The 23,517-nt window shown below is 33.6% G+C and carries 21 protein-coding genes; 14 read left to right on the forward strand and 7 right to left on the reverse strand.

The window, feature by feature from the left end:
- Nucleotides 1-1,565: 1,565 nt before the first annotated feature.
- The 10 genes from ahcY to IJQ68_RS03750 all read left to right on the forward strand — a co-directional run bounded on the left by ahcY (nt 1,566) and on the right by IJQ68_RS03750 (nt 10,600).
- A complete protein-coding gene (gene ahcY / locus IJQ68_RS03705) occupies nt 1,566-2,816 on the forward strand; it encodes an adenosylhomocysteinase (RefSeq protein ID WP_292797109.1) in 1,251 nt (416 codons plus the stop codon).
- A gap of 13 nt (nt 2,817-2,829) precedes the next feature.
- Complete coding sequence (gene metK, locus IJQ68_RS03710) at nt 2,830-4,005, forward strand: methionine adenosyltransferase (RefSeq protein ID WP_292797112.1); 1,176 nt, start codon at nt 2,830-2,832, stop codon at nt 4,003-4,005.
- 102 nt (nt 4,006-4,107) lie between these two features.
- A complete protein-coding gene (locus IJQ68_RS03715; RefSeq protein WP_292797115.1) occupies nt 4,108-5,412 on the forward strand; it encodes a UDP-glucose/GDP-mannose dehydrogenase family protein in 1,305 nt (434 codons plus the stop codon).
- Nucleotides 5,413-5,915: 503 nt separating this feature from the next.
- Complete coding sequence (locus IJQ68_RS03720; protein WP_292797117.1) at nt 5,916-6,242, forward strand: helix-turn-helix domain-containing protein; 327 nt, start codon at nt 5,916-5,918, stop codon at nt 6,240-6,242.
- The gene (locus IJQ68_RS03725) at nt 6,235-6,990 is read left to right on the forward strand and encodes an ImmA/IrrE family metallo-endopeptidase (RefSeq protein ID WP_292797120.1); all 756 of its coding nucleotides are present in this window, start codon (nt 6,235-6,237) and stop codon (nt 6,988-6,990) included. The genes IJQ68_RS03720 and IJQ68_RS03725 overlap by 8 nt, the downstream gene beginning before the upstream one ends.
- On the forward strand, nt 6,983-7,522 hold the full coding sequence (locus tag IJQ68_RS03730; RefSeq protein ID WP_292797123.1) for a nucleic acid-binding protein: 540 nt from the start codon (nt 6,983-6,985) through the stop codon (nt 7,520-7,522). Before IJQ68_RS03725 ends, IJQ68_RS03730 begins: the two co-directional genes overlap by 8 nt.
- Nucleotides 7,523-8,022: 500 nt before the next feature.
- Nucleotides 8,023-8,238, forward strand: a complete 216-nt coding sequence (locus tag IJQ68_RS03735; RefSeq protein ID WP_292797126.1) for a hypothetical protein — start codon at nt 8,023-8,025, stop codon at nt 8,236-8,238.
- Nucleotides 8,239-8,283: 45 nt separating this feature from the next.
- Nucleotides 8,284-8,523, forward strand: a complete 240-nt coding sequence (locus tag IJQ68_RS03740; RefSeq protein ID WP_292797128.1) for a DUF2188 domain-containing protein — start codon at nt 8,284-8,286, stop codon at nt 8,521-8,523.
- 62 nt (nt 8,524-8,585) lie between these two features.
- The gene (locus tag IJQ68_RS03745) at nt 8,586-9,161 is read left to right on the forward strand and encodes a hypothetical protein (protein WP_292797130.1); all 576 of its coding nucleotides are present in this window, start codon (nt 8,586-8,588) and stop codon (nt 9,159-9,161) included.
- 71 nt (nt 9,162-9,232) lie between these two features.
- On the forward strand, nt 9,233-10,600 hold the full coding sequence (locus tag IJQ68_RS03750; protein ID WP_292797132.1) for a toll/interleukin-1 receptor domain-containing protein: 1,368 nt from the start codon (nt 9,233-9,235) through the stop codon (nt 10,598-10,600).
- 120 nt (nt 10,601-10,720) lie between these two features.
- On the opposite strand, the gene IJQ68_RS03755 is transcribed toward IJQ68_RS03750, so the two are convergent.
- Complete coding sequence (locus tag IJQ68_RS03755) at nt 10,721-11,944, reverse strand: nucleotide sugar dehydrogenase (RefSeq protein ID WP_292797134.1); 1,224 nt, start codon at nt 11,942-11,944, stop codon at nt 10,721-10,723.
- A 90-nt stretch (nt 11,945-12,034) separates the two neighbouring features.
- On the opposite strand from IJQ68_RS03755, the gene IJQ68_RS03760 reads away from it, so the two are divergent.
- On the forward strand, nt 12,035-14,374 hold the full coding sequence (locus IJQ68_RS03760; RefSeq protein ID WP_292797136.1) for a hypothetical protein: 2,340 nt from the start codon (nt 12,035-12,037) through the stop codon (nt 14,372-14,374).
- A gap of 155 nt (nt 14,375-14,529) precedes the next feature.
- Here IJQ68_RS03760 and IJQ68_RS03765 read toward each other — a convergent pair whose 3' ends face one another.
- The 3 genes from IJQ68_RS03765 to IJQ68_RS03775 all read right to left on the reverse strand — a co-directional run bounded on the left by IJQ68_RS03765 (nt 14,530) and on the right by IJQ68_RS03775 (nt 16,382).
- A complete protein-coding gene (locus tag IJQ68_RS03765) occupies nt 14,530-14,823 on the reverse strand; it encodes a hypothetical protein (protein ID WP_292797138.1) in 294 nt (97 codons plus the stop codon).
- Between the two features lie 103 nt (nt 14,824-14,926).
- Nucleotides 14,927-15,163, reverse strand: coding sequence for a hypothetical protein (locus IJQ68_RS03770; RefSeq protein ID WP_292797140.1), 237 nt, complete (start codon nt 15,161-15,163; stop codon nt 14,927-14,929).
- Nucleotides 15,153-16,382, reverse strand: a complete 1,230-nt coding sequence (locus tag IJQ68_RS03775) for an AAA family ATPase (protein ID WP_292797143.1) — start codon at nt 16,380-16,382, stop codon at nt 15,153-15,155. Before IJQ68_RS03775 ends, IJQ68_RS03770 begins: the two co-directional genes overlap by 11 nt.
- Nucleotides 16,383-16,692: 310 nt before the next feature.
- Between IJQ68_RS03775 and ppsA the strand changes: the two genes are divergently transcribed.
- Both ppsA and mfnA read left to right on the forward strand, forming a co-directional pair.
- Complete coding sequence (gene ppsA / locus IJQ68_RS03780; RefSeq protein ID WP_292797147.1) at nt 16,693-18,966, forward strand: phosphoenolpyruvate synthase; 2,274 nt, start codon at nt 16,693-16,695, stop codon at nt 18,964-18,966.
- Nucleotides 18,967-19,017: 51 nt separating this feature from the next.
- Nucleotides 19,018-20,178 (forward strand): tyrosine decarboxylase MfnA, encoded by a 1,161-nt coding sequence (gene mfnA / locus IJQ68_RS03785; protein WP_292797149.1) that lies wholly within the window; start codon nt 19,018-19,020, stop codon nt 20,176-20,178.
- On the opposite strand, the gene IJQ68_RS03790 is transcribed toward mfnA, so the two are convergent.
- Genes IJQ68_RS03790 through IJQ68_RS03800 form a run of 3 tightly spaced genes read right to left on the reverse strand, consistent with a single transcriptional unit; the run spans nt 20,175 to nt 22,440 of the window.
- A complete protein-coding gene (locus IJQ68_RS03790; protein WP_292797152.1) occupies nt 20,175-20,528 on the reverse strand; it encodes a dihydroneopterin aldolase family protein in 354 nt (117 codons plus the stop codon). The genes mfnA and IJQ68_RS03790 overlap by 4 nt on opposite strands.
- A 1-nt stretch (nt 20,529) precedes the next feature.
- Nucleotides 20,530-21,252 carry a class E sortase gene (locus IJQ68_RS03795; protein WP_292797154.1) on the reverse strand — a complete coding sequence of 241 codons (723 nt, stop codon included), beginning with the start codon at nt 21,250-21,252 and terminating at the stop codon, nt 20,530-20,532.
- A 36-nt stretch (nt 21,253-21,288) separates the two neighbouring features.
- Nucleotides 21,289-22,440, reverse strand: coding sequence for a DUF515 domain-containing protein (locus tag IJQ68_RS03800; RefSeq protein WP_292797156.1), 1,152 nt, complete (start codon nt 22,438-22,440; stop codon nt 21,289-21,291).
- A 436-nt stretch (nt 22,441-22,876) separates the two neighbouring features.
- Here IJQ68_RS03800 and IJQ68_RS03805 point away from each other — a divergent pair, with 436 nt between their 5' ends.
- Nucleotides 22,877-23,515 (forward strand): hypothetical protein, encoded by a 639-nt coding sequence (locus IJQ68_RS03805; RefSeq protein WP_292797158.1) that lies wholly within the window; start codon nt 22,877-22,879, stop codon nt 23,513-23,515.
- Nucleotides 23,516-23,517 lie beyond the last annotated feature (2 nt).

A 23,517-nucleotide genomic window follows, 5' to 3' on the forward strand; every position in this document is an offset into this window, starting at 1 on the left:
ACAGGAATCCTGACAGAACAGTCAAAGATCCATCAAACAAATTCCCACCATCTCAAAAAAGAGGTGAATAAAAAATATTATCTCAAAAATTTCTTAACTTAACAGGGTTGACAAAAAACAAAAAATAATATATATTATGACTCACCAAAAATAGTAATTGGAGAGGTTTTGTTTTTTGGTTCTATATAATAATATCTCTCCAATTCATATATAACTATTTCTATAAGCTTTTTTACATCAAATCAATCTTTACAAATACCTAATAATCGCTTGATGGATTATTATAATTTCATATTTGGATCAAAAAGATTTAATTTAATTAAATAATTGCTCGTTAAAATGGCAATGAAATGATGAGTATTTGGTTTTAATAAACTCTTTGTTTGATTAGATTGGTTTGAACTTTGCATCGATTTATTCATTCTTTTTGAAATTAGGTCAATGTGTAATTTCAACTGATAAGAGCTCTCCTGTTACACATCGACATTAAAATTTAAATAGTGGACAGTCCCAGTAATTTAATTTTTAAAGACCCTATTTGTCTTAAATATTGGATTTTTGGATTTTAACATTGTTTTTTGAAATGTATTTTTAAGTTTATTTATTGTTTTTTCAATTTTTTATTTTTTTATTGGTGAATGAAGTTTTTATATTTTGTGGCTGATTAGATTCTTTTAAAAATTGTGTAATAGTAGTTTCATCGCCAGTATCGTAAATAACATTAGTTACAATATAATTAGTGGCCGAATCTAGCAGAGTAGCCCACATTTTCAATTTTCATTAAATTTAAATCCATTCATATCAAAGATATAATGTATGAGTAATGACCTAAATTAAACCATAAAATATATTTATTAATAAAAGTCAATTTCAATTGTCTGATGATAAATATTAATTCCAAAAAACTTTTTAAAAGATTTGCAAATATTTTTCAAACTTTCAAGATAATCTGAAATTTAATGCTCTGATTCATTTTTTAATTCGTTAATAAAATTACTATTTTATCGACTAGACTTGTCAAATTCTTTTAAAAGGTTTTATTACAACTTTACAACTATAATCTGAACTTTCACATCAGTCTTGCCAATTTTCTTAAATACTAAAGTTATTTCAGTAAAACTATATTTAACCACATGGCGTCCAACAATGAAGATATTTAGTAAAATTCATTTAAATAATTAATATATTTTTTAAAACTCAAATTAAAAGATTTAAAAACATTTAGACAAGATTCCTATAACTTCATAAACTAGTAATCTGAATGTATTAATCCATCATTAAAATTACAAAATATATATTGTTTAATACTAAAATACTATTTTTTGAATTATTTTTATATTTAGTGTGATAAGAGTTTCATTCCATATTTTATTAAATTTAATTATTTTTAAACAAAATTAAATCAAAAATCAAATTCATCAAAAAATTTTAAATCAACAAAGTTTTTGAAAGACGCATATGTAAAATCACTAAAGTATATTAAATTTGATATAAATAATATTATTATAAATGGGATTATCTATTCTGTAGGTGATTACATTTTACTAATTCTTATTTGTGATATTATGAGCAAAGTTAAAGATATATCATTAGCTTCGGAAGGAGTTAGAAAAATTGAATGGGTTCAAAAACACATGCCTGTTTTGGAATCCATTAAAAAGGAATATGAAGAAACTCAACCGTTTAAAGGAATTACTATTGGATCATGTTTACATTTAGAGCCTAAAACAATTAATTTGGGTTTGACATTAATGGCTGGTGGAGCTGAAGTCGCAATGACCGGATGCAATCCCCTATCCACTCACGATGATGCAGTTGCAGGTGCAGCTGACTTGGGCTTGAACGTTTACGGGTGGAGAGAACAGGACGACGAAGAATACTACCAAACCATTAACATGGTATTGGATCACAAACCGGACATAATCATCGACGACGGAGCTGACATGATTATGGTGCTTCACAACGAAAGAAATGAATTGTTAAGCCACATCAAAGGAGCATGTGAAGAAACCACAACAGGTGTTCACAGATTACAGGCAATGCACGCAGACGGAGCACTAAAATTCCCAGTAATTGCTGTTAATGATGCTTATACCAAATACTTATTTGACAACCGTTACGGAACCGGACAATCAAGCTTTGACGCAATAATGGGAACAACCAACATGGTAATTGCAGGAAAAACCGTTGTTGTCTGCGGATACGGCTGGTGCGGAAGAGGACTAGCACTCAGAGCAGCAGGTCTTGGTGCTGACGTAATCGTAACAGAAGTAGATCCAATCAGAGCACTCGAAGCAAGAATGGATGGATACAGAGTAATGACCATCAGAGAAGCAGTAAAACAGGCAGACCTTATCATTACAGTAACAGGAAATGCTGACATTATCTCCGGTGACGACTTCAAATACATGAAAGACGGATGTATGCTTGCAAACTCCGGACACTTCAACGTAGAAATCAACAGACCTGATCTGGAAGCAATATCCACAGGAGTAAAAGAAGTAAGGGAAAGTATCGAAGAGTTCACCACAAAAGACGGACGCAAAATATATCTCTTAGCAGACGGTCGTTTAGTAAACTTATCCGCAGCACGTGGACAAGGGCACCCTGCAGAAATCATGGACATGAGTTTCGCAGTACAGGCACTATCTGCAAAACACATCCTAGAAAACGATTTACCTGTCGGTGTAACCAAAGCGCCTGACGAAATCGACTACACCGTAGCAAGCATGAAATTAGATGCAATGGGTATTGAAATCGATTCTTTAACCGATAAACAGAAAGCTTATATGGCTAACTGGCAAGAAGGAACATAATAATGGTGATAATATGAGTGAACTTTATAGAACTTTTACATCAGAGTCTGTAACTCAGGGACATCCTGATAAAGTTGCAGATATAATTTCAGATGCAATATTGGATGCGTATATGGCACAGGATAAAAATTCACATGTCGCATGCGAAACCTGCGTAACAACAGACTTTTGTATGGTATTCGGTGAGGTAACATCAACAGCTGACCTTTCAAATGAAGACATTGAAAAAATTATAAGAGACACAATCATTGAAATAGGCTATGACAATCCTGATTTGAAATTCGATGGCCATAAATGTGAAGTTGTTAACAGACTCCATGCACAGTCTCCTGACATTAATCAGGGAGTGGACCGTGAAGATGCAGAAACTGGTGCAGGAGATCAAGGAATGATGTTTGGTTATGCAACCAATGAAACGGATTCATTAATGCCGTATCCAATAGATTTGGCACGAAAACTAACCAATAAATTAACAGAACTCCGAGAATCCGGTGAAATACCATATCTAAGACCAGACGGTAAAGCACAAGTATCACTAAACTATGATGAAAAAGGAAATGTCACATCATTGGATGCAATAGTATTGTCAACCCAGCATGATGAGACAATGTCTGATAATCAGGAACAATTAAAAGAAGACATTCGTGAAAAACTCTTCAAAGATGTAGTTCCTGAAGGATTAATAACTGATGAAACTGTAGAACATATTAATCCAACAGGAAAATTTGAAATTGGCGGACCCCATGGTGATGCAGGATTAACTGGACGAAAAATCATTGTTGATACCTATGGAGGTTATGCAAGACATGGTGGAGGAGCATTTTCAGGAAAAGACTGCACCAAAGTAGACAGAAGCGCATGCTACATGGCAAGATACATCGCAAAAAACATAGTAGCAAGCGGATTAGCAGAAAAATGTGAAATCCAACTATCATATGCAATCGGAGTGGCAGAACCAACATCTGTGATGGTAGATACCTTTGGAACTGGCGCAGATATTGGAGATAAAACCTTCGATGAAATCGTACGCGAAAACTTTAAGCTAACTCCTGATGGGATCATAGAAACCCTAGGTTTAAGGGATGTTCAATACAAACAAACTGCAAAATATGGCCACTTTGGTATTGGCGGCCTTCCATGGGAAAAAACAGATAAAATTGGAGATTTAAAAAAATATATTATTGAATAACCTGTGAAACTTCTGTTGAAGTTTCTACTTTTTTTATTTTCTTTTTGAAATGTCTCGAATTAGATGATACTTATTTATATTTTAAACATATAATATACATTTATGAATCTGACTGTTATTGGAACTGGTTATGTCGGTCTTGTAACCGGAACCTGTTTTGCGGAAATGGGAAATAAGGTATACTGTGTTGATATAGATGAAGAAAAAATCAATAATCTCAAAAAAGGTATCATTCCGATTTATGAACCTCACTTGGCAACTATGGTTATTGATAATCAAGCTAAAGAAAACTTATTTTTCACTACTAACTTAAAAGAAGCTTTAGATGATTCTAATATCATTTTCATTGCAGTAGGTACTCCAGAAGATGATGGAGGTAAAGTTAATCTAAACTTTGTTTTCACTGTTGCAAAACAAATCGCAGAAAACATAACTAAGGATTCCTTAATAGTCACCAAATCAACAGTTCCTGTAGGAACTGGCTTTGAAATTAAAAAATTTATCGATGAAAATAAAGTCAATGATGTACATATCGAAATAGCATCAAATCCCGAATTTTTAAAGGAAGGTGTTGCAATTGAAGACTGCTTACATCCGGACAGAGTAATTATAGGAACAGAATCCGAAAAAGCAGCTCAAACATTAAAAGAATTATATGAACCATTTGTTGCTAATCACGACAGATTCATTGTAATGGATGTTAAAAGTGCTGAGATGACCAAATATGTTGCTAATGCAATGCTTGCAACTAAAATATCATTCATGAATGAAATTGCAAATATCTGCGAGTTAACTGGGGCTAATGTTCAAAATGTCCGTTTGGGAATCGGATCGGATAAGCGTATCGGATACAAGTTCATTTATGCTGGCTGCGGTTATGGGGGGTCATGCTTTCCAAAAGATGTTAAAGGCCTAATCAACACTTCCTTGGAAAACGGCTACATCCCAAGCATATTATCAATGGTTGATGAGGTTAACGAAGCTCAAAAAATGGTCATTGTTGATAAGATTACTAAAAGATTTGGGGATGATTTAAGTAATTTCACATTTGCAGTATGGGGATTAGCATTTAAACCTCAAACCGATGATGTGAGATGTGCTCCTTCAATTACCATAATAAGTGAACTGATTAAAAGGGGAGCTCATATAAAGGCATATGATTCCAAAGCAATTGAAACTTTCAGGCAAGTTCTGGATGATGAAAATATTGAATTTACAAAATCCAAGTATGATGCTCTTGATGATGCAGATGCATTAATCTTAATCACTGAATGGAAGGAATTCAGAAGCTTGGATTTACATGAGCTTTCAAAAAGATTAAATCAAAAGATTATTTTTGATGGACGTAATATCTATCCAAAAAGAATTCAGGATGAAGGATTCGAACTTTACCAAATTGGTTGCTAACATGTAGATTAACTTAAACCGATTTTTATTTTTATTTTAATAGTTTATTTAAATTGAATTTTTGATTGATTATTGTTGTAGTTTTCTTTTTAAATATTTGTTTTATAAAGTCAATTTTTGATATTTTGATAGTTTGCACATATTGTTCTCATCTTTTTACGTTATTAATCTAGAAATGCAATAATTTTGGCATTCGGGAGTATGTTAACTAATGTTTGATTTTTTCATAGGCAGTATGCTAAATTGGATATTTTTGATTATTTCTTAGTTAAAATTTTCAGGGAAAATTCTATCATACTTGGATTGAATAAATTCAGTATAACAATAAACTATGGAATTTTTTTGTCGCACGAATACTGTTCAAATGCTCTCACCAAATTATTATATATTTTATAAACATACCTATTATTATATTTCATAAATGTATTTGTTGTATTTAATAGAAATTTATATATTATAAATTTTTAAAATATAATACCATATTCTTTTTAAGGTGATTAACCATGAAAAATGTTGGAGCAAGAATGGAAACTCTCAGAGAAAATATGAATTTGACTCCTCAAGCATTATCTTCATATTTGGACATTCCAACTGAAGATTTGCTTGACATGGAAAATGGCAACAAGAATATTACTTTATCCATTTTAAACAAGCTATGCTCATTATTCGGATGCAGTGAAAGTTATCTACTTTGCAGGAGTGAAGAATTTGATTATACAAAATTTGCATTTAGAAGTAGTAGTATTGAAGTAGCTGACCTTGAAGGTATAGCAAGCATGAATAGAATATACATGAATATGAAATACCTAACAAGCAAAATGGATGATTAGTTTGAAAACAGATAACCAGTTAAATGCCGAAGCCATTAAATTAAGAGAAAAATGGGGTTTGAATCCTTATGGGTCTGTTGATATTACATCAGTGGTTTTATCAAAACTCCCAAACTTAACCTTATTGTACATGCCATTTTCCAAAAACACAAGTGGGATGTGCATTAAAGATGAAAATATCGAAATAATTGGGATTAACTCAACAATGACTAAAGGAAGACAAAGATTCACATTGGCTCATGAATTGTATCACTTGTTAATTGAGGAAAATTCCGGAAAACCTATTGTCTGCAACTATCTTTTAAGAGATGACTCTGAAAGAGAAGCAGATAAGTTCGCTTCATATCTATTAATGACTGAGGAAGGTCTCAGCCAATACTGTGAAATGAACCATATTAATGAATGGAATTTGGGTAACATTATTTCTGTTGAACAATATTTCCAGATTAGCCATCGTGCATTATTGACTCGCCTTTTGAACAATGGATTAATTTCTGAAAATGAATATGATGAATATGAATGTAAATATATATCTGATGAAGCGAAAATCAGGGGATATAGTGATGAATTATACCGATCATCCCCTAAAGAAGACCAATACATGACCCTTGGAAAATACATTAATACAATTGAATACTTAGATGAAATAGGTAAAATAAGTCAAAGTAAGAAAAAAGAGCTCCTTCTTGATGGCTATAGGGGAGATCTTGTATTTAATGTGGATAAGGGTGATGATATCAATGACTAAACCTATTTTTTATGATACTGATTGTTTATCGTCATTTTTGCAGATAAATAGAATAGATTTACTAAAAAAGGAATATTCAAAAATCATCATCTCAGATAAAGTTAAGAGTGAATTATATAATAAAAACACTCCGGATAAAGTTAAAAAAAGGTTAACATTATTAATTCAGGAAGGATATGTTGAAATTAAAGACTTGGAACTTGGCAGTGAAGAATTTGATCAATATTATGAATTTATAACTGATGATAAAACTGAAGATATTGGTAAAGGAGAATTAAGTATTATTTCACTTGCAATAACTAAAAATGGAATACTTGCAAGCAATAACTTGGATGATGTGTGTTATTTTGTAAAAAAATACAATCTGGAACATGTTACAACATCCAAAATAATAGTAACATGTTATGAAAAAGGATATTTGACTTTTGATGAAGCAGATAATATATGGAAAAAATTATTAAAAAATCCAAAGCATCCACAGATGTCTTTTAAAGATTTTTATAATAAAGATGATAAGATGTGTTATAATTGATATTTTCAAATAATCTTTATAAAATTCAATATTGTTTGAAAACTATTAAAATTATATTAATTGGTATTCATATCTATATTGATTAACAATATTTTCATTGTATATGCAGGACATACAAATATATAAATGTAATGGTTGATTATAATGATAGTTGTCTCATCAACATATCATTTATATGTGCACGAAATTATTTTTATCATAATATTTAAATAACACTTAGTTACAATACTAATATACGAGGTGATGAAAAGAATCTTGAAAAAAATAATCGGAAATGTTGATTCATTATTGTAAACTGGGACCTTACAAATAATGAATACAACAAGCATAAAACCATAAAATAACAACAGAAATAGTTTTATGTATAAAAGTAGAGTAACATCATATTTAAATGTATGTACATCATATTTAAATAAACTATTTTTCTTTTGGTTTTTGTGCACTGATAAAATTACCAGTTCTTTTTAATCCTCATTAATTAAATTATGGGAGGAAAAATCATGAGTGACATAATTAATAAATTAAAAAGCTCAGATGAGAAAGTAACTAATCTTGAGTTATTGGATTATGTTATTGCACTTCAACTTAGCAAAATTGAAGAATATAACGAAGATATGGATTTACCTTCTTCAAAAATTTCTGAAGATGCTGAAAACTCAATGTCTAATCTGATTGATCTTTTAAAGCTCAGAGAACATTATAAACGTAGAAAATAGTTGTTAAATTAAAGGTCCCAAGTTATACAATTTGTGAGTGATAAAATGAGTAAAAAAGAATATATACATGTTGTCAAAACAAAAGATGGGAAATGGGTCAATAAAAAAGAAGGTTCTAAAAGAGCTTCTTCAGTGAGTAACACTCAAGCAGAAGCTAAAAGCAAAGCAATTGAGCAAGCTAAAAAGCATGGAAATGCTGAAGTAAAGGTTCATGGAAGAGATGGTCGAATTAGAGAGTCAAATACTTACACTAGGAAAAATGATCCTAGAAAAACAAAAGGATAAAGTACTTTATTTACTTTATCTTTTCAAAAAATCAAAACTAAAAAATTAATATGGTGAATGTAATGCGTATTAAAGATATGGCGAAAGATAAAATTATTATTCAAAAACAAAATGGAAAAATATATGAATGTGATAATGCAGACATACAGAAAACTAAAGCATTCATATTCTGTGGAGAAATACCTTTAGAAGAATATGATATCATTATTCATAAAATTAGAGAAGGTTATGAAAGAGAATATGTTGTTACAAATGTGGGTTACTATGAAAAAACATTTGGACCTCATTATCAAGCAGATATTGAATCAAAAAAAGTTTTTGATAACAAACAAAACGAAACATTAATTAATGATATAAATGTCAATGCAAATAATTCTAAAGTAAATATAAATTCCATAGATAATTCTATAAACTTTATTCAAATACCTTTTGATGAAATATATGAAAAATTAGAGGAAATTGAAGATGAAACTGTTAGATATGAATCAATAAAATGCTTAAAAGAACTTGAAGAATCTAATGATGGTGAAACCTATAAAAACAAATATGTGGAATTTATTGGTATTCTTTCAGATCATATGACTATTATTGCGCCATTCATACCTATATTAACAATTGCATTATCAAATTGCTTATGAGAAATTTATAAGCTTGAAATGATAAATTATGATTATATAAATAGATTTGCAAATTGGGGAGGGTATTTTTAATGGAAGAACTTTTTACAGAAAAAATTGATGAGTTTATCCATCATAATCTTTTAGAAATTCAAAAAAAGATTAATGCTGAAGATTGTTTGATAATATTGAATAATGATGATGAATACATTAATTCATTAATTAAATCCTATTATTCAAATAATATTGAAGTTGATTTTGATAAAATTGATTACACTAAAAAAACAGATAAAAAATATGATTATTATGGGAATCCTATAAAGTTAAATAGATATTCATTTAAAGTTCCTTATAAAGGAGATTCGCATCTATTGAATTATCGCCCTAAAAAAGGCCTATATAGGGAAAAAACTTATTTTTCAAGGGATAATTATATTTATTTTGAATCACTTAATTTTGATATTAATCATCCCAATCCGAAATTTTATAATAGTATAGAAACGTTGAAAAGTATAATTGATAATCTTACTAAAGAGTATTCCTATTGGAATGATTCTTTAAAAGAATATATTGAGAATAATGTAAATTATAGGAAAAATATTCTTTTAAACTTTAAAAAATTTTGTAAAAAATATGGGTTATCTGAAAAGGAGATTATGGAAATGGGATTTAAGTTAGCTGCATTAGAAACATTGTCTAAAATTATTGCGGATACATATCCTGGATCTGATATAACTGTGTTATTTAAAAAATCAGGTTTTCCTGAAATTGTTTATACTGGGGATACAAAATGGAAATTCCTTTGTGAAACATTTGAAATAATGCAAGAAGAATGTATTGAAGGATTTTATAAAATTTTAAAAGTTATAGAAGTTGTTTGTGACCCTCAAGAATATTTATTAAATCCAGAACTTCATAAAGAAATTCTTGAAAAAATTAATATGATATTGGTTTTTTATGGATTTAAATTTAATGAGGAAGGAATATTATTAAAATTGGATACAATTAACAATAAATTCAAAAAATCAATTAATAAAAATAGTAATCATGGTGAAGATCATTATGATGTTTTTATTTCTCATTCCTCAACGGATAAACCTTGGGTTGATGAACTCAATGAATGTTTATCTAAAACTGATTTAAAAATATGGTATGATGCATCAATACTAAAAATTGGAGATAATATTCGTAAAAAAATAAATCAAGGTTTGATCAATTCGGACTATGGAATTATTGTTTTATCGAAAGAGTTTATCAATAGATCTTGGACAAATTTTGAATTTGATTCATTATATCCATTAATTGCTGAAGAAAAGTTATTACCAATTAATCATGGATTAAGTAGTGATGATTTAGCCCAATTTTTCAAACCATTATTGAACACTCAGTATATGGATTCTGATAAATATACTATAAAAGAAATCTGTGATGAAATTTATTCTAAAATTAGATGTCCATAAAATATATAGATTTCATTTAAAATTTAGTTAATTTCATGGTTCTGAATCTTTAAATAATTCAAAATTTTAGAAGAATGGAAATAATGTTTAAATAGAACATGTTTTCCAATTCTATTAACTTTAATCTCTCCTAAACAAATCCCTAGTATAAACCTTATCTGCAACATCACCAAGAATATCTGAATCAAATCTATTAGCAAGAATCACATCACTTCCTGCTTTAAAACGGCCAATATCATTTACAACTTCAGATTTTAAGAACTCACTTCCATCTTCCAAGGTCGGTTCATAGATGATTATTGAAATTCCTTCAGCCTTAATGTGTTTCATAACATCCTGAATGGCTGATGCACGGAAGTTGTCGCTGTTACTTTTCATGGTCAACCTGTAAACCCCAACGGTTTCGGGATTTCTTGAAATAATCTCATCAGCGATGAATTCCTTACGAACGATATTTGAGTCAACCACGGCCTTTATCATTGTCTGTGGGACATCAGCATAATTTGCCAGAAGCTGTTTGGTGTCTTTAGGCAGGCAGTATCCACCATATCCGAATGACGGGTTATTGTAGTGTCCGCCGATACGTGGATCCATACATACGCCGTCTATAATCATCTGGGTGTCAAGGCCTTTTGTCTGGGCATAGGTGTCAAGCTCGTTAAAGTAGCTTACTCTCACTGCAAGATATGTATTTGCAAATAGCTTTATGGCTTCAGATTCAGTTAAATTAGCTAATAAAACCGGAATGTCCTGCTCAGCTAAATCGGCTCTTTTTTCCTCTTCTCTTGCACCTTCAAGAAGCAGGTCTGCAAACATCTGTCCTTCAGATCTTTGGTCTTCATCGCATCCGACTACGATACGACTCGGATGGAGATTGTCGTAAAGCGCCTTTGACTCACGAAGGAATTCAGGTGAAAATATAATGTTTCTAACGCCGTACTTTTCACGAACGGACTCAGTATAACCGACAGGAATTGTTGATTTTATGACCATTAAAACGTCGGGATTGACTTTCAATGTCCACTCTATTGCATCTTCAACAGCTGATGTGTCAAAGAAATGATTGACGTCATCATAGTTTGTCGGTGTGGCTATAATAACCAAATCCGCACTCTTATAAGCAGATTCCTTGTCTGTGGTGGTGTGAAGTTTCAATTGCCTTTCGCCTTCACGGGCTTCCTTAAAAAACCTTTCTATCTCATCATCCTGAATCGGACTTATGAATTCATTGAGTTTTTCGGCTTTTGACTGCGTTGTTGTAATCGCTGTTACTTCATGTTTCTGTGCCAGGAGTACTGCAAGGGAAAGCCCCACATATCCAACACCTGCTACTGTAATTTTCATTTAATACACTCCTATCTTCAAAAATTTAAATTTATATTCATTATTTTTATTTAAATAGGTATATATATTAACCACAACATAAACATTTTTATGTCACTTAAAAAATTTTCAATAATTTTTTTAATAATCCTTATCCTGTCCATCAATGCGGTCAGCGCTGACGATTCACTTTCAGACCTGCAGGTTCTGGTGGACCGTACGGATAATGTGGATTTAAACATGGACTTCTCATTTCAGGGTGATGATTCTAACTCCGGAGTCCAGGTTTCTGATAAGGATATTAAAATAAACGGTAACAATCATGTAATTGACGGTAGGAATTCATCAAATCTTTTAACATTCAATAATTGTAAAGTATACATAGAAAATTTGACACTCACCAACGGATATGATACTAGCGGCGAACTTGCAGGAGCAATTGATTTTTTCAACTCCAATGTCACTCTTAAAAACTGCATTTTCACAGGCAATCATGGAAACGATGGGGGAGCAATTCTTTCCTGGCAAAACACTCTCGAAATCGTAAACTGTACTTTCACAAGCAATGCTGGTGGAGCTATCAGTATTTTCAATTCAAACGGAGTTATCGACAGCTCTTTATTTTTAAATAATTCAGGCTCTACAGTTTCATTTGACTATACTTATGAGCATGATTTCATAATTTCCAACACAATCTTAAATGATAATTGTGATGCGGATTATCTGAAAATCTTCAAATCATATGAAAACGGCCAGTATTATGCGTATCTGTCAGGCTACAATAATCTGGCGGACAATCAGATTTCATTATATGTCGACCAGGACAGTTATTTGCCTGTGAGATTCACAAATCTGACTTTCATTAATGTTTCATATAACGGATTTAAGAATCTCTCATACAAGGTCAAACCTGAAGACTTAATCACTAATCTGAACAACAGAACAATACTCTTTGAAGTTTTAAAAGATGATGTGATTATAATCAATACAACATCCCTTACAAATAATGGGAAAGCCATAATCGATTTGAAAAACTTAACTGCCGGCAACTATCAGTTAAATGCTCATTATAGGGATTTGGCTGATTCAATATCAGTTCAGATAAAAAGAGAGGTTAATTTCACAATGTCTGTAGATGATATTGTCTTCGGAGAGGATTTGATAATCGATTTCAACATTTCAGATGAAATTGAAAATTACGGCAACGCCAAGGGCAGTTTTGAGATATGGGATGCTGATGCATACGGCAGCAGGTATTATGATGTGCTGGAGTATTACGGCGATTTTAAATTCATCGACGATAACATCGCAATCAGGTTCTATCAGGAGGGCACTTTTATAGCATTCCTTGATTTTGGAGGTGATGATGTGTTCTATCCCAAAAGAATCAACCAGACTTTCAATGTCATATACAACAGGACTGGAAATTACTCAGTCATAGAGGTCGAACTTTTTGAAAAAACATTTGGGGAAAACAAAAAACTTTATTTCAATCTGACTGATGAAAACGGTACTGCTCTGCCAAATAGGGATATTCAAATCACAATCAACGGTGTTGACTACACAAGAACAACAGATAGTTCCGGACAGGCTTCAATTGCCATAAATCTTGGTTCCGGTTCTTATACTGCGGATTTCCTATTTAAGGGCGATGAGGATTATCTTCCTACCTCCGCTTATCTGAGCTTTGATGTTTTGCCAACTGTCTATTGTGAGGATATGGAGAAATATGTTGGAGATCCCGGCAGATTCACTGTTACATGCACGGACACTCAGCATAACATATTAACTGGTGGTGTTGTTGATTTCAACATCAATGGAGTAATCTATCACAGAAATATTAATGAAAATGGTGAAGCTGGCCTGAACATCAATTTAAGTCCCGGTGAGTACATAATCACTGCAAAAAATCCTGTAACCGGTGAGTTGAGGTCTGCTGTAATCACTGTTTTGCCGAAAATAGTCAACAATCATGACCTGGTGAAATACTTCAGAAACGACTCTCAGTTCACTGTTCGCCTTGACGGATATGGCGATTTGACTGGTCAGACTGTAACATTCAACATAAACGGAGTGTTATATGAAAGGATAACGGATGAAAAAGGCATCGCTAAATTAAACATCAATCTCTCTCCTGGCCAATACATAATAACTGCAATGTATGGTGGCTGTATGGTTTCAAATAACATTACTGTACTGCCTGTATTGACTGCTGAAAACATGGAGATGTCTTATTTGGATGGCTCCACATTCAACGCAACAATCGTTGACGGCACAGGTAAACCGATAAGTGGTGTCAACATAACATTCAACATAAATGGTGTGTTCTACCAGAGAACAACTGATGATAACGGTACCGCAAGGCTCAACATCAGACTGATGGCCGGCGAGTACATCATCACGTCAATCTATGACAAGGCCGTCACGTCAAATAAGATTACAATAGTTTAGGTTTTCATAACCTAAATCTTATTTTTTTAAATTTGCAAAATATTAATTATATTTTTTTTCATATTCAATTCTACGTTCTATTTCAAAAAAAGACCCATATTCTAATTCAATGTCCTTTTCTTCAATCGCACTATCCATAATTATTAATGATAATTCTAAAATGAATTTAATTCATCCAAATCTTTTTCATTTTTAATTTTCAATGAATTTTCAAGTTCATTAAGATATATGTTTATAATATTGCTTAATGAATCAGAAAAATCAATCATGTCCTCATTTTTTCCATAAAATCTTGCTAAATTTTCAAACATTTCCATATATTTTATATTAAATAAATTTAAGGTTAATTTAGCAGTATTTAACATTGTTTTTTGATAAATGTTGTTTATCTGTGTTTCAAACTTTGGATTAATGCTGATGGATTTTGAATCTGCTTGAAATGTGTTCATTATAATTAGTAAATTCTAATTCATTAATTATTTGATTTAATAATTCATTTTTTTCCATTAAAATCCCAATTATTAGCTAGTTAATTGTATAAAGTATAATTATTTATTTTTCAGTCAATCTATCTAATTTTTCTAAAAAATATTTAAATGACTTGTTTCTTTCAATTGCAAGGTTAAAATCAAAATTTTTTGCAATTTCAATTGGAGCATCTTTTTTAGAATCAAAAATATCTTTAATCATTTTATCAAATATTTCTTTGGTGATGTCTTCTGTATTGTCTGGAATGTTCAAATTTCTAAACTCAGTTTGTGAAGTGCCGATAAAAAACTCACAATTCATTTCCAAACTCCAAATAATCATCAACAAAGATTTGTCCAATTCCTAACTCATCAACGAATACTTTAATTTCTTCATTATTGATTGGTTTAGATATTTTTGAAAATCCATTACTGTCTCTTGAAATTAGATGAATGTCTTCTAAGTCACAGTAGTTTAATATTTCGGGACTGTGTGTTGTTATTATTACTTGTTTATTTTGTGAAACTTCTTTCATCATTCCTACGAGCTGAATGAATAATGCAGGATGTATATTTCTCTCAGGTTCTTCAATCAATATGATATCTCCTGATTCAAAATATAATGCGCTTATAAGTGCGAGAATATTCATCGTTCCGTCTGAAATAAATGGGGATAAAACTGGGGATTTCGTATATTTTTCAGATAATCTAAACATTCGACGATTATCTTCAAGGCTGAAAACATCAATTTTCTCAATGTATGGAAGTAAAATTGAAACAAGGTTTAGATATTTTCTTTGCTTTTCATGGTCATTTAAGATGTTTTCTAAAACTACTGGCAGATTTTGGCCTGATTCACTTAATTTTACCTTACCATTCCCATCATCTAATCGACAGAATTTTGGGTCAAAATCATAATAGTTTATTGATTTAAAATAATTGGTCCAGGATATTGGAATGGCAGATAATGGAGTGTTAATGATTAATTCATGTTTTTCAGATAAATTGTCATTAACAATGTTTAATAATGATTTAGGAACAAAATACTCCAAGTCAACGTATTTCTCTTCCCGCTCGAAACTGGCGGTAATATGGCAATTTTTATTGACTAAAAGCAATGAATTTTCATAAATCTTTTCATCATCCCTGCAAATGTTAAAATTAAACTTAACGCTTTCATTAATCAGTTCCTGTGAATTATCCTTAAAATTAATACATAATTCATATTCAATAGCATTATATCGTATTTTAAAATCCAAATCAGGATTTGCTCTGGTTATAAATGAATCATCACTTCCCAATATTACTTTTATGCATGAGGGGGTGTATGATTCTAGATTGAGATTTTGGAAAAATGGTCCTCCATGTGTATTTATTCCTTTTTCAAAATCGTCACTAACATCTTTTAAAAACTGAAAAGCTTCGACAAAATTTGATTTACCTGATGCTTGTGCTCCAACAATAACATTAAAATCATTTAAATCAACATTTGCATTTTCAAAACTTTTAAAATTTTTTATTTCAATTCTTTGGATATGCATAATACTCAACATTTATTAATATTTCAAGCAATTTAACAAACTCGTTCAAATATTGCCTTAAAGAAGTAAAATTAGCTAATAAAACTTATTTCAAATCTTTGTAATTTGAGGTGGTGTTGTTAAAAATGGCTTAATAATTATTATGCTTGTTGAACTATTTAAATCATACTTAATATCATTCAAAATATTGTTCAGCCCACAAAATCCAAAGCCATTTACATAATTTTATAAGTGTTCAAAATAAAAATAGTATTATTGATTGACTAAGTTTTTACTTTTTCAATTTTTTAAAACCAAGAGGTTATATTTCATGTACGTACAAAAATTTGAGGATTTAAACAAATCTGATATTGCAATTGCAGGCGGAAAAGGTGCTAATTTAGGTGAATTAACACAAGCAGGCATTCCTGTACCGCCGGGTTTTGTAGTAACTGCAGAAACTTATCAGAAATTCATGGAAGACACAGGAATTAATGATAAGGTCTTAGACATTCTGGATAAAATCGACATCAACGACACTAAAGCTCTTCAAGCTGCAGCTGAAGAAATAAAGTCAATCATTGTCGAAACTCCAATTCCGGATGATATGATCATGTTTATCAAGGAAGCTTACAATCAGCTCTGTCAGAGGGTTGGCGAAGATGACACTGATGTGGCTATCAGGTCATCCGCTACCGCTGAAGACTTGCCTGAAGCATCCTTTGCAGGCCAGCAGGACACTTTCCTCCACGTAAGCGGAGACGAAGAAGTAATTGAATATGTCAGAAAATGTTGGGCATCACTGTTTGAAGCAAGGGCAATATTCTATCGTGAAGAAAACAACTTCGAGCACTCAAAAGTACTGATTGCAGTTGTTGTTCAGAAAATGGCTATTGCAGACAAAGCTGGTGTAATGTTTACCGTAAACCCATCCACAGGTGAGGACATCGCCTTAATCGAAGGGTCATGGGGTCTTGGTGAAGCTGTTGTATCAGGAGACGTAACTCCAGACAACTATCAGGTCGCTAAGGCAAACAACGAAATCATCAACGTCACAATCTCTGATAAGAAGGTAATGTATACCAATGATGAGAAAGGTACCAGCGTAAAAGTTGATGTTCCGGAAGATATGAGAAATGAACGTGTCCTATCCGACGAAGAGCTAATTGAGCTTACCGAAATGGGTAAAAGGGTACAGGCTCACTACGGAGAACCTATGGACACTGAATGGGCATTTGAAAGGGACAATCTCTTCCTTTTACAGGCAAGACCAATCACAACCTTAGGCGATGATGCTCCGGCAGAAGAAAGCACAAGCGTTGAAGGAGAAGTCCTGGTCAGAGGTTTAGGTGCAAGTCCGGGTATTGCAACCGGTAACGTAAAAATCGTTTTAGACATCGATGAGCTTAACAAAATCGAGGAAGGAGATGTTATGGTTACAACAATGACCACTCCTGATATGGTGCCTGCTATGAGAAGGGCAAGCGGAATCGTCACAGACGAAGGTGGAGTAACCTGTCACGCTTCAATCATCTCACGTGAACTGGGCATTCCTTGTGTTGTCGGAACCGGAGATGCTACAAGAACCTTAAAGGAAAACACTGGTGTTACCCTGGACGGTAAAAAAGGTTTAGTATTTGAAGGAATCACAGAAGTCAAAGAGGAAGCTACCCAAGTGCAGACTGTAGCCGCTGAAGCACCAATTTTAACTGTAACTGAAGTTAAAGCTAACGTAAGTATGCCTGAAGCAGCTGAGCGTGCAGCAGCAACCGGTGCAGACGGTGTTGGACTTTTAAGAACCGAACACTTAATGCTTACCGCAGGAATTCACCCTGGAAAATTCATTGCAGACGGAAAAGAGGATGAGCTAATCAACACAATCGCTGAAAACGTTCAGATTGTTGCTGATGCATTCTATCCAAAACCTGTATGGTACAGAACCCTTGATGCACCGACCGACGAGTTCATAACACTTGAAGGTGGAGAAAACGAACCTGAAGAACACAACCCGATGCTCGGTTGGAGAGGAATCAGAAGGGAACTTGACCAGCCTGAAATCCTCAAATGCGAATTCAAGGCAATCAAAAAACTCCATGAACAGGGATACACCAACATTGGAATCATGATTCCATTGTCACAAAGCCCATCTGAGCTAATCCAGGCAAAAGCATTATGTTCTGAAGTAGGACTGGAACCTCACAAGGATGTTGACTTCGGTATGATGGTTGAAATCCCTGCAGCTGCGCTGACTATTGAGGATTACCTGGAAATCGGTGTTGACTTCGTAAGTCTTGGAACCAACGACTTGACCCAGTACACTCTTGCAGTTGACAGAAACAATGAATTTGTAGCAAAACACTACACTGAAGAGCACCCTGCAGTAATGAAACTCATAGAAAGAACCATTAAGAAATGTGCTGAAGCTGGAGTTACCTGCAGTATCTGTGGTCAGGCCGGTAGTGTACCTCATATCGTTGAAAAACTTGTTAAATTCGGAATTACATCAGTTAGTTCCAATGCAGACGCAGTAGCGGAAGTAAGAAAAACCGTTGCACGTGCTGAACAGAAAATTATTTTAGAAGCTGCCCGTAAGCGTCTAGAATAAATTTCTTCTTTTTTTCTTTTTTTAAAATTTTTAATGTAATCAGATGATTTTATGAACGATTTACCGATAGATAAAGACGAAATCCTAAAAGAACTTGATTTGATTCAAGATGAAGATTTAAAATACCGTGACGGAAGAATTCTGGGCTCAATGTGTACAGAAGCACATCCATTTGCAAAGGAAGTCTATATGAGATTTCTTGACAGCAATCTGGGAGATCCCGGACTTTTTAAAGGAACCAAATCAGTAGAGGAAAAAACAATACAAATCATCGGTAACTTACTAAATCTTGATGAGGCTTATGGAAATATCGTGACGGGAGGAACCGAAGCAAACATCATGGCTGTAAGGGCTGCCAGAAATCATGCAAGAAAGTATAAGGGAATCAAAAACGGAGAAATTATCCTTCCGAGATCTGCTCATTTCTCATTTAAAAAGGCGGCGGACATGATGAACCTTAAAATTGTCGAAGCCGATCTTGATGAAAATTATAAAATTGATGTAAACTCCGTAAAAAGTAAAATCACCGATAAGACCATAGCAATTGTGGCAATTGCCGGAACAACTGAACTCGGTTTAATCGACCCGATTGAGGAACTCTCAAAAATCGCTCATGAAAACAATATCTACTTCCATGTTGATGCGGCATTCGGCGGATTTTCAATACCGTTTCTTAAAAATATCGGTTATGATTTTCCTGAATTTGATTTTAAACTCAAAGGTGTTTCATCAGTAACGGTAGATCCGCATAAGATGGGGCTTGCACCGATTCCGGCAGGTGGAATAATTTTCAGGAAAAAGGAGTATCTTGAAGTGATGGCGGTTGACTCACCATATCTGACAGTAAAGACCCAGTCAACAATTGTGGGAACACGTCTTGGAGCTTCAACAGTTGCAACTTACGCTCTTTTAAAGTATTTCGGAAAATCAGGATATTCCAAGCTTGCTGATAATCTCATGAAAAACACTCAATTTTTAAAGGAATCCTTAGAAGAAATAGGTTATGATGTCATAGTCGAGCCGGAACTCAACATTGTTGCTTTCAATCACCCTGAAAAAAGTCCTGATGTATTATCAGAAGAATTAGAAAAAATAAATGGGTGGAAAGTTTCAGTTGCAAACTGTCCTAAGGCAATAAGAATTGTCCTCATGAACCATGTAACCAAAACTCACTTAAATGAATTTATATCTGATTTAAAAAAGCTATACTAAATCTCCTCAACATACATGAGAGGATAGTTAAGCTCTTCAATAAACTCTATTCTGATGACTGCTTTTACATCATCAACTGCGGTATGTATTCTCACGTCAAGCATATCTCCTGAAAGGGAAATGTAGTCGAACTCGGTATTGTCATTAAGATTGATTTTAACCTCAACGTCCTCGATTGCAGGCTGCAGTTTAAATGAATCCTCAATTGTCCTTTCAAGATTTTCTCTTGTTGACTCATTGACCGGCGTTCCTACAAACTGATGGAAAAGGGCGCCCATTGAGATACCCCCTTCAAAGATTGCACGTTCCCTTTTTGTAATGTTTGAAAAGTATTTTTCGTTAACGTCCATTTTAGATTCCTCCATTCAAAAAGATAATCTTGTCGTAAATCACCTGTGAAGACATCGGATTGAAGCAGAAATAAAACAGCACTGCTGATACTATAAGCACTGTCGCCAGAATGTAAGGCCTCATTTCCTTAGGATAGATGAATGAAACAATCAGTCCCACAATCAGGAACACTCCTGCAATGATAAATGCATAGGACTCCTGCGGATTGTCCTGAACGATTTTCTCGTCAATTCCGCTGACGTTGGTCTCAACACCTTCAATAATCAGTCTGTTTGCCGTGGAGCCGATTGGATCGCATGTTATCAGAAATATGTGGTCGCTGGACTCTGTAGTTGAGAGATGATAAGTGGCGGGAACGATTGATGAGTTGATGACCGTATAGTTGACCTCACCGACTCCCGGCCATTCAAGGGTTATGATGTCGCCCTTTTCAATCTCGTTAAGCCTTAAAAAGGGTGAGCCCTGAAGCGTCCTGTGCCCGAAAAGCATGACGTCTCCCTCGGTCGGAATGGAGGACTTCTCATCCATCATAACTCCCTGGGAAAGGGAAACGTTGTTGATTTTTTCCTGAATTCCAACCTTTTCAAGTATCACGACAGGTGAGGTGATGTTTTTCTCAGTTATTGTCTTTGCTGAGAAATAGTTGACCTCTCCGGCCGCATACAGGGCGATTATCAGAATACAAATGATTATGATTATCGTTGTAATATTTGGTTTTTCCATAGTATCACTTTTGTTCAATCAATTAAAATAGCTTTTCTATCCAGGTGAGTATGTTGCGTTAATCTCACCTGCCATCCATGAGGGAGCCTTTGAGGTCGGTATCGTCAATACAATGCTGTCCATATTCTCCAGAATGAAATTCACCTTGTCCTGCGGAGCCTCAACCAGAAGCATGTACTCAGCGTCCAGATCTCCTAAGTTAATCTGGCGCTCATAGCTTGAAAGCTTGATTCCGTAATCCCTCAGCATGTCTATTGTGGCCTCCTCATCATACCCTCGAATTATCGCACCCTTAAGCATCTCTAGGACATTTGAATTGAAGGTCTGGGTGTTTTCAGACGGATTTGTCATATTTCCCTCAACGATGGTGTTTGCCTTTGAGTATTCGGATTCGATTTCACCGTTATCCTCATATCTCATAATGGATAGAACTGTGCATCCGCTGACAGCAGCTTCGGTTGAATTGGTAATATTCTCCTCAAAGGTGTCATTGTTGTTTTTATAGATATCAACAATGCTTCCCACACTTATAAGGCCAGCTCCCGCCTGAAGGCGTGAGACAAGAATCGGAACCGAAACGGTATTCGGCATCTTGAATGTAATTTCACATAATTTTCCTGCATCATTGCCGTTTACAATGTTAACAGCTTCCTCAGCCGACATTATCATGTTTCTTGATTCGTTGTCATAAACGGCCATCGTCCGGTTGAACTGGTCGGTGTTCGAACGTATGGATTTGAGATGGAAGTTCTTCCAGTCCTTTGTGGCATACATCATGATATTAATCGATTCAACTTCATAAACGCTGTTTGCGCTGTTTATTTCATCTTCCAGGCTGAAGACTCTTCCGTCGCTTGCAAGAGGTCCTCTGTAAAGGTCGTGAAGTTCATTGAGCTTTGCCGCTTTGGCTGTGTTGAGCTCCTGCTGTGCCGGTTCATAAATCAAAAAATAATAAGCGGATATGATAAGCGTCAGCACGATCAGTGTGGTGATTATCATTCCGATTTTTCGCTTCTTTTCGTCATTTATATTATCGTTAATCTTAAACAGTGAACCCAGCTTGTTGTTGAACGCTTCAATTGCAGTTATTTCTTTTTCTTCCTTAAGCTTTGGCCTTGGCATTTCGCCCGTTTTTAAATCTTCAAGCTCGCCAAAGCTTTTGGGAAAATGTGGATCTTTTCTAGTCATTATAAAAGCCTCACTAAGTTTTTTTAAAAACCGGGCACCGGTGTAATTTTTAAAATGCTGTGACACTATTCGCCGATGCCCGACAAGCTTTTAGAAAAAATTCTTAAAAACTTTAATATTACTATTAACCTTTTTATTATTAAGTTTAACTTATATTAAAGCTTTTAATTCTTTATTTATTATATTATGATATTGTTAAGGTTATTTTCAAGAAAATAAGAATTTTAATCTCACCAATAAAAATTGTTCTCACTGATAAGTATTGCCTTTAAAGATAAAATATATATAACAATTTAAAGTAATTTAATATTGTTAGACCTTAATTAATAGTACCTTAATTCAGCGATTTTTTTCATGCTAAAATGGGGGTTTTAATTAATTTAACTATTAATTAAATGTATTTAGAACTTATATTAATATAATTGCGAGTAGTTAAATGATAGAAGATAATATACGCATTCTCAGACAAGCGGCAAGGGTAGCATCCTCGGATAACCCAATAGATGATAAAGTTTGGTGTGTGATTGCAGGAAATGTTGATTTAGTCGATAATGTTGCATATAAAGCAATTGCATCAAAGAATAGCGTAAAAATTCTATTCAGAGAGCACGTCGTATTGAATGAAGGAAGACTGGACAAAAAATTTGACTTCATCATGTTATATGGTAATTCAAGAAGAATTGAAGAGTTCGGCCGCTACTCCCAGGCGAGGGGCGGAGCGTTCATCAGAATCTCACATTACTATACTCAGGAGGAGTCAAACATAATGGTGTTCGTCGCTCCGGATGATACGATAAGGGATTCAGTCTCAATAATAGAAAAGGGAAGAATTCCATTTGCAATCCTGCAGGAATCACAGACAACAGGATATATCGAAGTTGACCTGAACGATTCCGTGAAGCTACCGGGATTTGTTAAATCCGCTTTAAAACCATTTTACAATGCAAATGAGGTTGTCCTGTCAACAATACTCATTTCCGTAGAAAATGATAAAGACGTTGAAAGGGTTCAAAGTATTGCTACATCTAATAAAATATTTGTTATAGATTTTAAAGATATTATAACGGAGGATTAGTC

It is taken from the genome of Methanobrevibacter sp. (assembly GCF_017447225.1).
Taxonomy (GTDB): Archaea; Methanobacteriota; Methanobacteria; order Methanobacteriales; family Methanobacteriaceae; genus Methanocatella.

Coding starts and splice junctions, on each gene's coding strand:
- ahcY (WP_292797109.1), top strand. CDS start 1,566: ATGAGCAAAGTTAAAGATATATCATTAGCTTCGGAAGGAGTTAGAAAA.
- metK (WP_292797112.1), top strand. CDS start 2,830: ATGAGTGAACTTTATAGAACTTTTACATCAGAGTCTGTAACTCAGGGA.
- IJQ68_RS03715 (WP_292797115.1), top strand. CDS start 4,108: ATGAATCTGACTGTTATTGGAACTGGTTATGTCGGTCTTGTAACCGGA.
- IJQ68_RS03720 (WP_292797117.1), top strand. CDS start 5,916: ATGAAAAATGTTGGAGCAAGAATGGAAACTCTCAGAGAAAATATGAAT.
- IJQ68_RS03725 (WP_292797120.1), top strand. CDS start 6,235: ATGATTAGTTTGAAAACAGATAACCAGTTAAATGCCGAAGCCATTAAA.
- IJQ68_RS03730 (WP_292797123.1), top strand. CDS start 6,983: ATGACTAAACCTATTTTTTATGATACTGATTGTTTATCGTCATTTTTG.
- IJQ68_RS03735 (WP_292797126.1), top strand. CDS start 8,023: ATGAGTGACATAATTAATAAATTAAAAAGCTCAGATGAGAAAGTAACT.
- IJQ68_RS03740 (WP_292797128.1), top strand. CDS start 8,284: ATGAGTAAAAAAGAATATATACATGTTGTCAAAACAAAAGATGGGAAA.
- IJQ68_RS03745 (WP_292797130.1), top strand. CDS start 8,586: ATGCGTATTAAAGATATGGCGAAAGATAAAATTATTATTCAAAAACAA.
- IJQ68_RS03750 (WP_292797132.1), top strand. CDS start 9,233: ATGGAAGAACTTTTTACAGAAAAAATTGATGAGTTTATCCATCATAAT.
- IJQ68_RS03755 (WP_292797134.1), bottom strand. CDS start 11,944: ATGAAAATTACAGTAGCAGGTGTTGGATATGTGGGGCTTTCCCTTGCA.
- IJQ68_RS03760 (WP_292797136.1), top strand. CDS start 12,035: ATGTCACTTAAAAAATTTTCAATAATTTTTTTAATAATCCTTATCCTG.
- IJQ68_RS03765 (WP_292797138.1), bottom strand. CDS start 14,823: ATGAACACATTTCAAGCAGATTCAAAATCCATCAGCATTAATCCAAAG.
- IJQ68_RS03770 (WP_292797140.1), bottom strand. CDS start 15,163: ATGAATTGTGAGTTTTTTATCGGCACTTCACAAACTGAGTTTAGAAAT.
- IJQ68_RS03775 (WP_292797143.1), bottom strand. CDS start 16,382: ATGCATATCCAAAGAATTGAAATAAAAAATTTTAAAAGTTTTGAAAAT.
- ppsA (WP_292797147.1), top strand. CDS start 16,693: ATGTACGTACAAAAATTTGAGGATTTAAACAAATCTGATATTGCAATT.
- mfnA (WP_292797149.1), top strand. CDS start 19,018: ATGAACGATTTACCGATAGATAAAGACGAAATCCTAAAAGAACTTGAT.
- IJQ68_RS03790 (WP_292797152.1), bottom strand. CDS start 20,528: ATGGACGTTAACGAAAAATACTTTTCAAACATTACAAAAAGGGAACGT.
- IJQ68_RS03795 (WP_292797154.1), bottom strand. CDS start 21,252: ATGGAAAAACCAAATATTACAACGATAATCATAATCATTTGTATTCTG.
- IJQ68_RS03800 (WP_292797156.1), bottom strand. CDS start 22,440: ATGACTAGAAAAGATCCACATTTTCCCAAAAGCTTTGGCGAGCTTGAA.
- IJQ68_RS03805 (WP_292797158.1), top strand. CDS start 22,877: ATGATAGAAGATAATATACGCATTCTCAGACAAGCGGCAAGGGTAGCA.